This is a genomic window from Jannaschia rubra, from assembly GCF_001403735.1.
Classification (GTDB): Bacteria; Pseudomonadota; Alphaproteobacteria; order Rhodobacterales; family Rhodobacteraceae; genus Jannaschia; species Jannaschia rubra.
The window spans coordinates 70,434-83,665 of sequence record NZ_CXPG01000022.1 but is presented as its reverse complement, the minus strand read 5'-3'; the positions used below and the strand labels follow the sequence as shown (position 1 = coordinate 83,665).

The following is a 13,232-nucleotide window of genomic DNA, read 5'->3' as shown; positions in this document are numbered from 1 at the left end:
CCGCGACGGAACCCACGCCTGACATGACCGCAGCGATCGCATATCCGTTGGCCGCGCTGGCCGAAATTGCCGGCTGCTTCGCGATCTGGGCGTGGTGGCGCCTCGGGGCCGCGCCGCTGTGGTTGTTGCCTGGCATCCTTTCGCTCGCCATCTTCGGGTGGCTGCTCGCTCAGGTCGAGACTGTCACGGCGGGACGTGCCTTCGCGGCCTATGGCGGTGTCTACATCGCTGCGTCGGTTCTTTGGATGTGGTTGGCCGAGGGACAGAGGCCGGACAGGTGGGACGTGATCGGTACGGCAATCTGCCTGATCGGCGTGACGATCATTCTGGCTGCACCGCGCGGCGCATGATCAACAGGGCTTGAAGCTATAGTCGCTGTAGCTGTTACGCTCTTCGACAGACGATTCGAGGAGAGGCTCCATGCCCCCCGCCGACCTGCTGCTCGCAGAGACTCCGCTTCTGGACTACGGCCACCCGGCCATTGCCGCGCTGATCGACGCGCGCCGCTGGCGGGCCATGTCCGAGACGGACCGCATCGGCGCGGCATATGCTTTCGTGCGCGACGAGATCGCGTTCGGCTACAACCGCGCCGACGACATCCCGGCCAGTCGCGTGCTTGCTGACGGCTATGACCAGTGCAACACCAAGGGCACGCTGCTCATGGCGCTGCTGCGGGCCCTGGGCATCCGCTGCAGGCTACACGGCTTCACCATCCACAAGGCGCTCCAGCGTGGCGTCGTGCCCGAGGCCGTCTACCCGATCGCGCCAGACCGCATCCTGCATTCCTGGATCGAGGTCGCGCATGACGGCGCGTGGGTAAACCTTGAGGGCTTCATCCTCGATAACGCGTACCTGAAGGCGCTGCAGGCGCGGTTCGCGGGCCAAGGCGACGCGCTCTGCGGCTACGGTGCGGGCACGGACCGCCTGTCGTGTCCCCCGGTCGACTGGACCGGGAGCGGCACCTACATCCAGCGCACCGGAATCGAGGAGGATCTCGGCCTCTTCGATGCACCCGATGCCTTCTACACCACCCACCGGCAGCGCTTCGGGCTCGTGCGCGGCTTCCTCTACGCGCACGCGATCCGCCATTGGATGAACGCCCGCGTGCGCCGGATCCGCGCAGGCCGCGTGCCGGCCATCCCCGGCCACACGCACGCGCGCGGTCCGGCCTGAAAAGGTAAGGAGAATGCCATGCCCCACGACCACGGCCACACTCATATCGACCCCGAGTCCGGCGACCGCCGGGTCGCCGTCGCCATCTGGGCCAACGGCCTGCTCACGGTCGCGCAGATCGTGGGCGGCATCCTGTCGGGCAGCCTCGCGCTGATCGCCGACGCGATCCACAATTTCTCGGACATGGCCTCGCTGTTGATCGCCTTTGGCGCGCGCAAGATCGCGCGGCGACCGGCCGATGCGAAAATGACCTTCGGCTACGGCCGGGTCGAGATCGTGGCCGCGCTGATCAACTACACGTCGCTCATTCTGATCGGGGTCTACCTGCTCTACGAGGGGGTGATGCGCTGGATCGAGCCCTCGGAGGTCGCCGGCTGGACCGTCGTAATTCTAGGCGGCGTGGCCTTGGCGGTGGACACCCTTACGGCGGTTTTGACCTACTCGATGCAGAAGGGCTCCGTGAATATCCGCGCGCTCTTCCTGCACAACCTGTCGGACGCGTTGGCTTCGGTCGCCGTGATCGTCGGCGGTACGCTGATCCTTCTTTATGACCTCCACTGGGTGGACCCGGCCATCACCATCGGCATCGCAGCCTACATTCTTTACCTCGCCCTGACCGAAATCGGCGGGCCGATCCGCACGCTGATGCTGGGCAGCCCGCCCGACATCGATACCGATGCGGTGATCGCCGCCGTGTCCGGGATCGACGGCGTCGAGGAGCTCCATCACGCGTATTTCTGGCAGATGGAAGAACATGCCGTCGCGCTCGACACTCACGTCGTCGTGTCGCGCGACCGTTGGGGCGAGATTGAGGACATCAAGGCGGCGATCAAATCGCGGCTGAAGGACGAGTTCGACGTCGAGCACTCGACGCTGGAGTTCGAGCCAGCCGACCGCAGGCACGAGGATGCCGACCTCTACGGGCACGGCTGAAAAAAGGAGAAGGACCATGTGGAATGAGATCGCTGTCGAGGCTCCAGGAGTCCTCGCGCTCGAATGTGCCGGCCGACTGTCCGAGCGCGACTTCGAGGAGATGCATGCCTGGATCGACCGCCAGCTTGCCCGTCACGACCGACCCGCGCTCGTCATTCTCATGGGCGCGTTCGATGGCTATGCGAGTCCGTCCGCGCTGTGGGCGGACATGCAGATCGACACGCGGCACGCGGACGACTTCGCCCGTGTCGCGCTCGTCGCCGACGAGCCGTGGATCGAGTGGGTCACGAAGGCGGGCGACCTGCTCACGCGCGCGGAGCTGCGCTGCTTCGCGCCGGACGAGCGTGAAGGCGCAGTCGCCTGGGCGGCGGCGGGGGTCGGTGCAGCAGATGCGTCCCGGTGAGTTGCGACGCGTCAGATCCGGCTACATCGGCACGACATGAACCAGCGATGCGATAAGCGTTCCTCCGTCGCGCGCACATCGTCGGCACGGGAGCCGAGTTCCCGAACGAGCGTGATCCCGCGACTAGACATCGTCGACGTCGTGCGAGGGCTCGCGATCGCGGGCGTAGTACTGTTCCACCTCGTGTGGGACCTCGCCTATCTCGGAGTCATCCCGGCCGGGATCGCGACCCACCCATGGTGGCTGCTATTCGGCCGCTCGCTCGCGGGCACCTTCATGGTGCTGGTGGGGGTGAGCCTTGTCCTCGCCTCGGCGGGTGGGTTCCAACGACGCGCGTTCATGCGGCGCCTAGCTGTGCTGGCGGCGGCGGCTCTCGCGATCACGCTCGTGACCCGCGTCGTCTTCCCGCAGACCTTCGTCTATTTCGGCATCCTGCATGCCATCGCTCTGGCGAGCGTCGTCGGCGTTCTCGTGCTGCGCCTGCATGTCTCTCTCATCGCGGCGCTCGGCATCGCGATCTACATTCTCGGCTTCTCGTGGACCTCGTCGGCCTTTGATCCGCGATGGCTGGCATGGACCGGCTTCGCGGCTTCGCCCCCGCTCAGCAACGACTTCGTTCCCGTCTTCCCGTGGCTCGGATTGACACTGCTCGGCATGGCCGGAACGCGGCTGGCGCTCGCTCGTGGCTGGGCGTATCGCGTGCGGCCGCTCGAAGGACGTAGCGCCCGATTCCTGGTGTGGCTCGGTCGGCACAGCCTCCCGATCTACCTCGTCCACCAGCCCCTGCTGCTCGGCATTCTCACTCCGCTCGTCGAGCTGGCCCGGTGATCGATCCTCATGAACCTGTAACGCGGACGCAACGTCGACGACGGATGCATACCCGATTGGACCACAAGCTGTCCGATCAGAACAAGTTTGGAGCTTCGCGGGAAGATCGTGACCACACGAAAACAACCAATGTCTTCCGAAGGTTTCCGGGAACATCCCAAGTTCGAACGCGTTCGGGTTCAATACCCCCCTAGGGGTATAGGCACACGACCAAAGTGAACCCAGCAGCCGGAGCAACCAGCCGGATAGGTGGGAACACCGGGAGAGACAAATGACGAAGAAGTTCGGAGCCGGCATCGCGCTTGGCGTCCTCGGCACCCTCCTCGTCGCCATCGCGATCTGGCTGACCGTGGCCTATACCGGCATTTACAACGTCGCGGCGTCGGCTCAGCATGCCGATCCGGTTCGTTGGACATTTGAGACCACGATGCGCCGTTCAGTGACCAGCCGGGCGGGCGGGGTCGAGTTCCCCGACGATATCTCCGAGGATCTGGTTACCGAAGGCGCAGCGCTTTACGCGGAAAACTGCGCCCATTGCCACGGAACACCAGGCGGCGAGCCGGCGGAATGGTCGCGGGGCATGCGACCCGAACCGCCGCATCTGGTCGAGGCCGCCACCGAATGGACACCCGAGGAAATCTACTGGATCGTCGACAACGGCATCAAGATGTCGGGAATGCCGGCTTTCGGCGGGCACCACTCGTCCGAGGAGATGGTCGCGCTCACCGCCTTCGTCAGCGCTCTACCGGGGCTCACTGCCGACGACTATGCGTCGCTGACCGGTTCCGCCGACGGAAGCGCGGCGCAGGCACCGCCTGCCGGCGGCGAAGCGGACGGGGAACCGCAGCCCGAAGCCCCCGCAGAGTAGTCGAGACAAGCAGGAAAACGAAACATGTCCTACATCCGCTTCAGCCTGATGATCCTCACCTCCACGGTGGTGATGTTCATCCTGATGTACTTGAACACCTACGCCTGGGAGCACGTCTTCTTCTCGGAGACGCGCACCTATATGGCGATCCTGATGGGTGCCACGATGGCGGTCATCATGCTGGCGTTCATGCTGGGGATGTATTCCGACAAGCGGCTGAACATTGCGATCTTCGCGGGCTCGGTGATCGTCTTCGCGCTGTCGCTGTGGCTCGTCCGCAGCCAGGTGACGGTCAGCGGGCCGAGCTACATGCGGGCGATGATCCCGCACCACTCGATCGCCATCATGACATCGGAGCGCGCTCAGATCCGCGACCCGCGCGTCCGCAAGCTCGCCGACGAAATCATTGCGGCACAGCGGCGCGAAATAGCGGAGATGCGTTACCTCATCGCAGAAACCTCAACCGGCAACGCGGTCGAGAGCATCTACCAAGACCCGCCAGCCGAACCGGGCAGCGTCGAGGATGCGCTTACGAACACGCTGATTTCGACTCTTGACCTTGCGCCGATGGCCGAGGCGGAGGCCGATCGCGTGCTCGAGGTGGGCACCCGCTGCACGTTCAACCGAAGCCCGGAGACGGACCCTGTGCTGTGGGGCGATCAGGAGGGCGGCGCGGCGGCCATGAAGCTCAACGGGGTCCTCGTGACTCTCGAAGGCTCGGGCGAGGCCGACGCTGGCGGCGTGGAGTTCTCGGCGCCTGGCACCACGATCACCGTCCGACCGCTCGGTGACGAGGCCGACTGGCGCGCCAACGCCGAACTCGTCTTCGCGCTCGATCAGGGTTTCTCCGTCGGCTACCGCGGCTTCTACGGGTGCGAGGCAGAGTGAGGGTCCTGTCGTAGTTCGATTATCGCGTCCGGATCGTCATGGGCTCCTTTGCGGCAAATGGATGGTGATCCAGCGTCGAACACGGCCGGCGCAAAACATTTAGCTCCTCAGTGCACGCAACCGGGTCACGCTTTGTCTCGACACGGGCGGAGTGGCCGCAGCGGCAGGTCAAGGATCACCGCAGGGCAGAGCCAGCCGTCGCCGCTGCGCATGGAGGCCAGCCGTGCCAGCCAAGGCCCGGTCAAGTCGTGCCGCTTTGAGAATCCTGCCAAGCCGGTTCAGGGCGATCCGGTATCCATGCTGGCGCCCGAAAAAGTCCGACTCGGTCACGGCGCGGCCGGTGTGGTCAATCGACGAGAAGTCCGAGCGAGTGTCCGTCTTTAGGAGCATCTTGCCCGTGCGAACCGCGCTGCTACATACCCGTAGGGGGTATCAGGGGATTTTGATGGATCAAGCAGACAAGGCCGATCGCCGCGAGGCCAAGGTGCACCGCCTGAACCGCATTGCGGGACAGGTGCAAGGGGTCGCGCGCATGGTGGCCGAGGGCCGCTATTGCATGGACATCCTCAACCAGGTCCAGGCGGTGAAGGCAGCGCTGGCCAAGGCCGAGGCGGAGATCCTGCGCGACCACGCAGCGACCTGCGTGCACGAAGCCATCCGGGCCGGCGATGCCCAAGCCACGCAAATGAAGCTCGACGAGCTGGTCGGTCTGTTCGACCGCTCGCGCCGCTAAGACAGGAGGACGCATCATGGCGACGACGACGACGGATCTTTCGGCGGGCCCCGCACGGGACGCCTTGGGGGGCCAGGCCCGCCAGGCGGTCATCCACCGCATGTTCATGCCCGAGCACGTCTGCCCTTCGGGGCTCAAGGCGCTCGACCTGCTCGAGCGTCACGGCTTTGCGGTGGATGACCACCCGCTGCGGACACGCGCGGAGACGGACGCCTTCAAGGCCGAGCACGGCGTCAAGACCACGCCTCAGGTGTGGATCGACGGCGAGCGGATCGGCGGACACGACGACCTGCGTCGCCATCTCGGGCTGGCCGTCCACGACCCCAAGGCGCTTACCTACAAGCCGGTGATCGCGATCTTCGGCATGGCCGCGGCGCTCGCGCTCGCTGTGGCTTGGGGCATGGCGACGAGCATGGGGGGCGGGCCTTCTTCTCTCATCACGGCCCATACGCTCCAGCTCTTCCTGGGTTTCGCCACCGCGCTCCTCTCGCTCCAGAAGCTGCGCGACGTGGAGGGCTTCGCCAACGGCTTTCTGGGCTATGACCTACTGGCGCAGCGCGTCCCCCGCTACGCCTACGTCTACCCCTGGGCCGAGGCGCTGGTGGGCCTTCTGATGGTCGCCGGGGCGCTCCTCTGGCTATGGGCTCCCATAGCCCTCGTCATCGGCGGCATCGGCGCCGTGTCGGTGTTCAAGGCGGTCTACCTCGACCGCCGCGACCTGAAATGCGCCTGCGTGGGCGGCCAGTCCAACGTGCCGCTGGGCTTCGTGTCGCTGACCGAGAACCTCACCATGATCGGCATGGCCGTCTGGATGGTGCTCTGGGCCATGTGATCCATCCCGCCTTCCAAGCGCACGGCCGCGAAGGCGTCCCAATCCCCGACCAGAACCTAAGGAGAACGATCATGAAGACGCTCATTACCCTGCTCGCAGGCGCCGCGCTGGCCGCAAGCACCGTCCCGGCCCTGGCTCAGGAAGCTGACGGCGGCGCCATGCCCGGCATGGACCACTCCGGGATGGACATGCCAGCCGGGACCGCGACCCAGGCCTACATGGAAGCCATGGACGTGATGATGTCCGGCATGAGCGCCGTGACCTATACCGGCGACGCCGACGCCGACTTCCTGCTGATGATGATCCCCCACCACCAGTCGGCCGTGGACATGAGCCGGGCGCTCCTGGAGGAGACAGACGACGCCGAGGTCGAGGCCTTGGCGCAGGCGGTGATCGCGACTCAAGAAGCCGAGATCGCCACCATGCGCGCCATGCTCGAGCGCATGGGCATCGAAGCCCCGCCCGCGCCCGCCGAGTGAGCGCCGCCGGGTCGGCCCCGCCGGTCAGGAAGTCTGGTCCACGCAGTCCTCCTCCGGCGAACGACGCCTGCCACCGCGCGGTATGGACGTGATCCCTCAGGCGGACGGGTCGACCGGACGCGGCGCAGGCCCGTGGCATGGCCTGCCGTCGCTGGCTGGTCCCGCTGGGGTGTCCGTCTCTACGTTGATTGGCCGCGCCAGCCGTAAGCCGGGCGTGGATCATTCGACGCGGGCAATTCCTTCGTACATGAAGACCATCGGCTTCGGACCGTTCGCATAGCCGGTGTCGACCCGTTCAAGCCGGAATCCGCTCTCCGCGACAAGATCGGCCGTCGGGCGGTCGAGATGGCAGTTCCCCGCGCAGCGCCGCCAGGCGGGCGTCAGCCAGCGTTGCCACTGCCGGACACGGGGCTCCGGCGCCAGGCCGTGCTCGACGAAGCTGAAGACGCCGCCCGGCTTGAGAACGCGACGGATCTCGGCCAGCGCCGTCTCCGGCTCCGACACGCTGCAAAGCGTCCAGGTGGCCAAGGCACAGTCGACGCTGCGATCCTCAAGCGGAAGGGCCTCGGCGAAGCCTTCGATCATCTCGGTGGCAGGCATCGGTCCATGGGAGTTTCGCGCGGCCCGACGAAGAAGTTCGGGCGAGGGATCGACCCCGACGACCTCGACCACGGCTCCGGGGTAGAGCGGGAGGTTCAGGCCCGAGCCGATCCCGATCTCGAGCACGCGCCCGTGCAGGCCGGCGACGGCGCGGCGCCGGTAGGGGAGCAACTGATCCTGGCGCATGGCCAGATGCGTGAGCCGGGGAAGGACGTGTTTCTCGTATGACAGCATGCGTTCACCCGATCCGCCCGAGCACCGGGAAGGCGTCGAGCATCCAGTACGACAAGGCGCTCAGGCGGCCCGTCATCATCGCGAGGCCCATCAGGACCATTACGCCGCCGGCCGCCTGATGCAGGCGCCGGCCCCAGCGGCCGATGCCGCGCAGCCTGCCGGTGACGCTGTCCGTGAACGCCGCGACGACCAGGAACGGAACGCCGAGGCCGGCCGAGTAGACGGCAAGCAGGGCCACCCCGTCTCCAACCGTTGCGCTCATGGCGCTGGCGGTGAGGATGGCGCCGAGGATCGGGCCGATGCAGGGCGTCCAGCCGAAGCCGAAGGCCAGCCCGAGCACATAGGAGGCGACAGGCTGCCCGCCCGGCAGGTCGAGGTGGAAGCGCAGGTCGCGTTCCATGGCCGACAGGCGCGCCGCTCCGATCATGAACAGGCCGAACAGGATCACGATCCCGCCGCCGATCAGGTTGAGCTCGAAGCGCCATCGCAGCAGGGCTTGGCCGAGCGCAGTGGCGGAAGCGCCGAGCAGGATGAAGATGGTGGAAAAGCCGAGTACGAAGCAGAGGCTGAGCCCGAACGCCCGCCCCCGCGACGGCGACGCGCCGCCGGAGACGGTACGCCCGGCGACGTAGGAGACGTAGCCCGGCACGAGCGGCAGGACGCAGGGCGACAGGAACGAGATCGCGCCCGCCAGCAGCGCCGCGACCAGCCCGAGGGTGGAGAGATCGGTCACCGCCCTGCCCCCGCGCCGCGCCGTTCCGAGGCGGTGCCGATCGCGGCGAAGTAGGCCGCCATCGGAACCACGATCCATTGCAACAGGGGCGTCAGGCCGGCGTCGATGACGGGCACGACCGGCATGATGTCACGGTAGGCCCAGGCCGCCCGGATGACGATGTTCAGCCATTCGCTGAAGATCGTGTAGCCGACGCCGAAGACGAGCGCGACGACGAGGACCCTGCCCCTGCGTGCCAAGGGCCAGGACGCGTTGCCGACGATGAACAGCGCCAGAAACAAGGCGCTCATGGCGATGAGCAGGTCGCCGCCCGTGCAATGCACGATCGCGAAGACGATCTCGCCCCAGGTGCCCTCCACCCAGATCGTGTAGAGGGGAATATGGGCGGTCTCCCACAGCAGATGGCCACCGGCCGAGAACAGGACGTAGCGGCGGAGCACGGACACCCAGTCGGGGCGCGCACTTTCAAGAAACGTTGCGTCGGTCACTGAAACAGCCTCCGGATACGGTCAAACAGCCCCGGCTCGGGCGGGTGAGCGTTGGTCAGGCCGTTGACGTAGAGAACCATGTTGATCCGATCGAAGTCGGCGCCATGGAAGATGCCTGCGCTGCGGGCCCCGCGGCCAAGGACATAGGCCATCGGCCCTTCCTCGCCGCGGCGCGACAGCTCCGCCCACTCCGCACCGAGCTCGGCGACAGCGCCTTCTTCTCGAGGCGTAAGGCCGAGCCAGTTGGCGTCGTCCCGACCCGGAGCGACCGGGCTGCCGGACGACGCCACCGTCACGAAGGAAACCATCTCGCGCATCGGCGTGACGTTCACGGCTTCCTGGACTTCAGCTAGAAGCGCTTGCTGATCGGCGCAGGGGGTCCCGCACTCCTGGGGCAGGAAGCTTAGAACGACGACCTTGTCCTCGAGATCGCGCAGGTCGAACTCCGCGCCATCGACCGTTCGCAGCTTGATCGCGGGCGGATGCCGCTCGGCTTGTTCGAAGTCGGGCTCCTTGGCGGCCATCGCCTCGTCGAGACGGTCGCCCGGGTGGTCGGCGAGCGCCGGTGTGGACACGCTCAGGACGGCCAGTAGCAACAACGTCCTCATTTCGCAGGCCCCTCCGGCCCGGCGGCGGCCACGCCGAGAACGGGCACATCGACCACAATCTTTCCGGCGGTCTCGAAGTGCAGGATCAGCGGAAAGGTCGTACCCTCGGCAAACTTTTCCGAAGGCCCCATCAGAATCAGATGCATACGGCCAGGCGTGAGCGTCACCGCCTCTTCGGCGGGAAGATCAAGGGCTTCGATCTGGACCATTCGGCCGATGCCGGCCGAGTTGGTCTCCGTTGCATGAAGCGTGACCTCGTCGGCGACAGGGGTCGTCACGCCGATCAGGCGGTCGTCCACATCGCTCTTCAGGGTGAGGTATGCCGCTCCGGGGCGGGACGCGAGGATGCTGGCCCGAGCCCACGCCTCCGTGACTGTGACCTCGGCATGCGCGGCGAATGGAAGCGCGGCAACGAGCGCCATGAAAATGAGGAGCTTCATCGGTCTTCTCGCTCTCGGATATGCGTGAGGATCTGTTCGGCGACGGCCTCAGGCGGCTGGTCGCGTTCCTGGAAGACCGCCTCGAATCCCCCGTCCAGGCGCATCAGGTAGATGTGGCCGGCATGGGCCATCATGTAGCCATCGGGCGCGGTCTCGTTCTCCGCCCGTTCGTACCAGGTCCGGAAGCTTGCCGCCGCATCGGCCACCTGCGCCTCGGTGCCTGTCAGCCCGATCAGGCGCGGATGGAAGGCGGAGACGTATTCTGCCATCACGGGAACGGTGTCGCGGGCCGGATCGACCGTGACGAAGAGCGGCGCCACCGCGTCGGCTCGGGGGCCGAGCAGGTCAAGGACGCTGGCCATGTAGGCCAGGGTCGTCGGGCAGATGTCGGGACAGTGGGTGAAGCCGAAGAAGACGAGCTGCCAGCGCCCGGCGAAATTGGCCTCGGTCACGGCGCGGCCGGTGTGATCGGTCAGCGAAAACTCCGAACGGATGTCGGCCTCGCCGATGGTCGATGCCAAGGGCGCCGCCGGCAAGGGATCCGGCCGCAGGATCAGCGCGCCGGCGCCGGCGGCGAGCAGGATCGCGGCCGCGCCGGTCCAAAGCGCCAGACGGATGCGCCGGCGGGTGGTCTGTTCTGAGGTCATTGTCTCGAATCCAGTTTGGTCCGCCCGGGCCGTAGCCCGGGCGGAAGAGCGTCAGCCGTCCTGCGGCTCGGCGCCCGGCGCCTGCATCTGGTCCGTCTTGGCCTGCATCATCTCGGTGCAGGCCTCCATCATCGGACCCATCTTCTGCATCATCTCCATCATCGGCATCATGCCCTCCATGCCCTCCATACCGGACATGTCTCCGCCCATCATGCCACCGGACATGCCGTCCTGGTTCTGCATCATCTGGCCGGATGGCTGGTCCCCGGCCTCCTGCGCGAAGGCGGCCGTGGTCAGGAGCGCCGCCAAGGCGGTCGCGGCGAAGCCGAGCTTGCTCGTGTTGGTCATCATCTTCTCCTTCAGGTTTGGGTTCAGTCTTTGGTTGCTTCCGGCTCTCCGGCCGGATTGGTCTTGCTCGCGCAAGATTTCGAGCCGCCCATCATGCAGAGCCCCAGCCCGCACATGACGGCACAGGGGGCGAGGCTCAGGATCAGGGGCGCCGCGCCAATCGCTGCGACCCAGCCCCAGTTCAGCCAAAGGCCTGCACCGATCAGCGCCATCGCCGCGAGGATCAGGCCCCGGCGGCCCAACGGCATCCGCCATGGGGCGGTCGCGGGCATCGCGGGCACGTTCGTCGTCTCGTTCATGGCCTATGGCTTCCTTTCGTCGATGAGGGACTGGATCTGGGTAACGGCACCGGGGCCGTCCCATTCTGCGGGACCGACGAGGCGACCGCGTTCGCGCCCCTCGCGGTCGATCAGGATCGTCGTGGGCAGGCCGACCACGGCGAAGGCGGCCAGGACGCGGATGCTCTCGGCGAGGTAGGTGTCGAGATGGCGAATGCCGATCTCCGCATAGAAGCGACGCACGGGTTTGAGCCCGGCTTGGTCGATCGACAGCGGCAGGACGTGGAAGTCCTGTCCGCCCAGGCGCGCCTGGAGCGCGTCGAGCGTCGGCATCTCCTCGCGGCAGGGCACGCACCAGGTGGCCCAGACGTTCAGCAGCAGGACCCGTCCCCTGAAATCCGCCAATGTCAGGTTCCGGCCGTCGCCATCCACGAAGGGCGGCGACAGCAGGGCGCGCGGCTCCCCGAGCAGGGGGATCGGCGGCCGGGCCGCCGCGGGCGCCGCCGCGAGCGCGAGCGATCCTGCCAGGAACCCGCGGCGCCTCACGACACGCCCTCCGCCTGCAACCGGCGCACGACCGGCAGGATGTCCTCCTCCAGCGATTGCCGGTCGAAGGGGCCGACATGCTTGTAGGCGATGCGGCCCTCGGCATCGATCACGAAGGTCTCGGGCAGGCCGTAGACGCCCCAGTCGATGGAGACGCGGCCCGACCGGTCCGCGCCGATGCGGGTGAAGGGATCGCCGAGCTCGTCGAGGAAGGCCAGCGCACCCTCGGGTTCGTCCTTGTAGTTGATCCCGAAGATCGGGACGGTGCCCGTTTCGGCCAGCTCGACGAGGAGCGGGTTCTCCGCCCGGCAGGGCACGCACCACGACGCCCAGACGTTGACGATCGAGACCTCGCCCCGCAGGTCCGCCGAGGACAGGCCGTCCTGCCGTCCTTCGATGGGCGGCAACGCGAACTCCGGCACCGCCCGGCCCACCAGCGCCGAAGGCAAGCGGTCGTCGTTGTTGAAGAGCCCCCAAAGGAATGCCCCCGCCAGCGCGGCGAACAGGCCGACCGGCAGAAGGGCGATCCAGGAGAGGCGCCGGCGCTCGGGTCGGGCCTCGACGCTCATCGCCCGGCCTCGGCCTTCGCCGTCACCTCAGCCTGGAAGGCGCGCTCGCGCTCGGGCCAGGTGCTCTTGATGTAGGCCAGCGTCGCGCGGATCTCGGCATCCGTCAGGCTGTCCCCGAAGGCGGGCATGTCGCTCTCGTAGCCGGGCACGACCGCGCCGACCCCCTGCTTGGTGATCGTGAACAGCTGCCCGTCCGCGTGGTGCCAGGTATGGCCGGTCTCGTCATGCGGCGGCGCGGGCATCCGGCCGTCCTCCAGCCGGCGCCGCCAGTCGGGCTGCCCTTCGAGGTCGGCGCCGTGGCAGGACGCGCAGCTCTGCGCGTAGATCTCCTGCCCGAGCGCGACCTCCGCGGCCGTCACCGGCTCGCCCGCGAAGGTCAGACCCTCCACCGCGCCGTCCGGCTGCTGGGCCGTCGCCATCCAGGCCACGACAGCCAGCGCACCGGCACCGGCGAGGCCGATCGCGACGCCCCTCATGCCGACCCCCGGAGGTATTTCACCAGCGCGACCACGCTCAGGATCAGGACCGCCAGGACCAGCAGCAGGACCAGCCCGCCGCCCAGCATCATCATGCCCATCATCGGCCCGTTCATCATGCCCATGCA

General features: G+C 67.1%; 22 protein-coding genes. 10 read left to right on the top strand and 12 right to left on the bottom strand.

Features of this window, described 5'->3' with window-relative positions:
• The first annotated feature begins 23 nt into the window (after positions 1-23).
• The 10 genes from JAN5088_RS16360 to JAN5088_RS16315 all read left to right on the top strand — a co-directional run bounded on the left by JAN5088_RS16360 (position 24) and on the right by JAN5088_RS16315 (position 7,137).
• Positions 24-350, top strand: a complete 327-nt coding sequence (locus JAN5088_RS16360; RefSeq protein ID WP_055683898.1) for a YnfA family protein — start codon at positions 24-26, stop codon at positions 348-350.
• A 70-nt stretch (positions 351-420) separates the two neighbouring features.
• Positions 421-1,173 (top strand): transglutaminase-like domain-containing protein, encoded by a 753-nt coding sequence (locus JAN5088_RS16355; RefSeq protein WP_055683897.1) that lies wholly within the window; start codon positions 421-423, stop codon positions 1,171-1,173.
• Positions 1,174-1,191: 18 nt separating this feature from the next.
• Positions 1,192-2,106, top strand: a complete 915-nt coding sequence (locus JAN5088_RS16350) for a cation diffusion facilitator family transporter (RefSeq protein ID WP_055683896.1) — start codon at positions 1,192-1,194, stop codon at positions 2,104-2,106.
• Positions 2,107-2,122: 16 nt separating this feature from the next.
• Positions 2,123-2,509 carry a SpoIIAA family protein gene (locus JAN5088_RS16345; protein WP_055683895.1) on the top strand — a complete coding sequence of 129 codons (387 nt, stop codon included), beginning with the start codon at positions 2,123-2,125 and terminating at the stop codon, positions 2,507-2,509.
• A gap of 111 nt (positions 2,510-2,620) precedes the next feature.
• A complete protein-coding gene (locus JAN5088_RS16340; protein ID WP_233489827.1) occupies positions 2,621-3,337 on the top strand; it encodes a heparan-alpha-glucosaminide N-acetyltransferase in 717 nt (238 codons plus the stop codon).
• Between the two features lie 271 nt (positions 3,338-3,608).
• Positions 3,609-4,205 (top strand): c-type cytochrome, encoded by a 597-nt coding sequence (locus tag JAN5088_RS16335; protein WP_082430068.1) that lies wholly within the window; start codon positions 3,609-3,611, stop codon positions 4,203-4,205.
• Between the two features lie 24 nt (positions 4,206-4,229).
• Complete coding sequence (locus JAN5088_RS16330; RefSeq protein WP_055683894.1) at positions 4,230-5,093, top strand: DUF6692 family protein; 864 nt, start codon at positions 4,230-4,232, stop codon at positions 5,091-5,093.
• Positions 5,094-5,538: 445 nt separating this feature from the next.
• Positions 5,539-5,826 (top strand): metal-sensitive transcriptional regulator, encoded by a 288-nt coding sequence (locus tag JAN5088_RS16325; protein WP_055683893.1) that lies wholly within the window; start codon positions 5,539-5,541, stop codon positions 5,824-5,826.
• 16 nt (positions 5,827-5,842) lie between these two features.
• Complete coding sequence (locus JAN5088_RS16320) at positions 5,843-6,658, top strand: MauE/DoxX family redox-associated membrane protein (RefSeq protein WP_055683892.1); 816 nt, start codon at positions 5,843-5,845, stop codon at positions 6,656-6,658.
• Positions 6,659-6,729: 71 nt separating this feature from the next.
• Entirely contained in the window at positions 6,730-7,137 is a 408-nt protein-coding gene (locus tag JAN5088_RS16315; RefSeq protein ID WP_055683891.1) for a DUF305 domain-containing protein, read from the top strand.
• Positions 7,138-7,356: 219 nt separating this feature from the next.
• On the opposite strand, the gene JAN5088_RS16310 is transcribed toward JAN5088_RS16315, so the two are convergent.
• Genes JAN5088_RS16310 through JAN5088_RS19480 form a run of 12 tightly spaced genes read right to left on the bottom strand, consistent with a single transcriptional unit; the run spans position 7,357 to position 13,229 of the window.
• Entirely contained in the window at positions 7,357-7,971 is a 615-nt protein-coding gene (locus JAN5088_RS16310; RefSeq protein WP_055683890.1) for a class I SAM-dependent methyltransferase, read from the bottom strand.
• Between the two features lie 4 nt (positions 7,972-7,975).
• The gene (locus JAN5088_RS16305; protein ID WP_055683889.1) at positions 7,976-8,704 is read right to left on the bottom strand and encodes a cytochrome c biogenesis CcdA family protein; all 729 of its coding nucleotides are present in this window, start codon (positions 8,702-8,704) and stop codon (positions 7,976-7,978) included.
• Positions 8,701-9,192 (bottom strand): hypothetical protein, encoded by a 492-nt coding sequence (locus tag JAN5088_RS16300; protein WP_055683888.1) that lies wholly within the window; start codon positions 9,190-9,192, stop codon positions 8,701-8,703. Before JAN5088_RS16300 ends, JAN5088_RS16305 begins: the two co-directional genes overlap by 4 nt.
• Positions 9,189-9,788 carry a thioredoxin domain-containing protein gene (locus JAN5088_RS16295; RefSeq protein WP_144431869.1) on the bottom strand — a complete coding sequence of 200 codons (600 nt, stop codon included), beginning with the start codon at positions 9,786-9,788 and terminating at the stop codon, positions 9,189-9,191. The genes JAN5088_RS16300 and JAN5088_RS16295 overlap by 4 nt, the downstream gene beginning before the upstream one ends.
• A gap of 8 nt (positions 9,789-9,796) precedes the next feature.
• Positions 9,797-10,240 (bottom strand): copper chaperone PCu(A)C, encoded by a 444-nt coding sequence (locus JAN5088_RS16290; RefSeq protein WP_055683886.1) that lies wholly within the window; start codon positions 10,238-10,240, stop codon positions 9,797-9,799.
• Positions 10,237-10,887 carry an SCO family protein gene (locus JAN5088_RS16285; RefSeq protein WP_055683885.1) on the bottom strand — a complete coding sequence of 217 codons (651 nt, stop codon included), beginning with the start codon at positions 10,885-10,887 and terminating at the stop codon, positions 10,237-10,239. Before JAN5088_RS16285 ends, JAN5088_RS16290 begins: the two co-directional genes overlap by 4 nt.
• Before the next feature lie 51 nt (positions 10,888-10,938).
• The gene (locus JAN5088_RS16280; RefSeq protein ID WP_055683932.1) at positions 10,939-11,235 is read right to left on the bottom strand and encodes a hypothetical protein; all 297 of its coding nucleotides are present in this window, start codon (positions 11,233-11,235) and stop codon (positions 10,939-10,941) included.
• Positions 11,236-11,258: 23 nt separating this feature from the next.
• Positions 11,259-11,534 carry a hypothetical protein gene (locus JAN5088_RS16275; RefSeq protein WP_055683884.1) on the bottom strand — a complete coding sequence of 92 codons (276 nt, stop codon included), beginning with the start codon at positions 11,532-11,534 and terminating at the stop codon, positions 11,259-11,261.
• 3 nt (positions 11,535-11,537) lie between these two features.
• Positions 11,538-12,059 (bottom strand): TlpA family protein disulfide reductase, encoded by a 522-nt coding sequence (locus tag JAN5088_RS16270; protein WP_055683883.1) that lies wholly within the window; start codon positions 12,057-12,059, stop codon positions 11,538-11,540.
• Complete coding sequence (locus JAN5088_RS16265; protein WP_055683882.1) at positions 12,056-12,628, bottom strand: DsbE family thiol:disulfide interchange protein; 573 nt, start codon at positions 12,626-12,628, stop codon at positions 12,056-12,058. Before JAN5088_RS16265 ends, JAN5088_RS16270 begins: the two co-directional genes overlap by 4 nt.
• On the bottom strand, positions 12,625-13,104 hold the full coding sequence (locus tag JAN5088_RS16260; RefSeq protein ID WP_055683881.1) for a c-type cytochrome: 480 nt from the start codon (positions 13,102-13,104) through the stop codon (positions 12,625-12,627). The genes JAN5088_RS16265 and JAN5088_RS16260 overlap by 4 nt, the downstream gene beginning before the upstream one ends.
• Positions 13,101-13,229 (bottom strand): hypothetical protein, encoded by a 129-nt coding sequence (locus JAN5088_RS19480; RefSeq protein ID WP_267885394.1) that lies wholly within the window; start codon positions 13,227-13,229, stop codon positions 13,101-13,103. Before JAN5088_RS19480 ends, JAN5088_RS16260 begins: the two co-directional genes overlap by 4 nt.
• Positions 13,230-13,232: the final 3 nt, after the last annotated feature.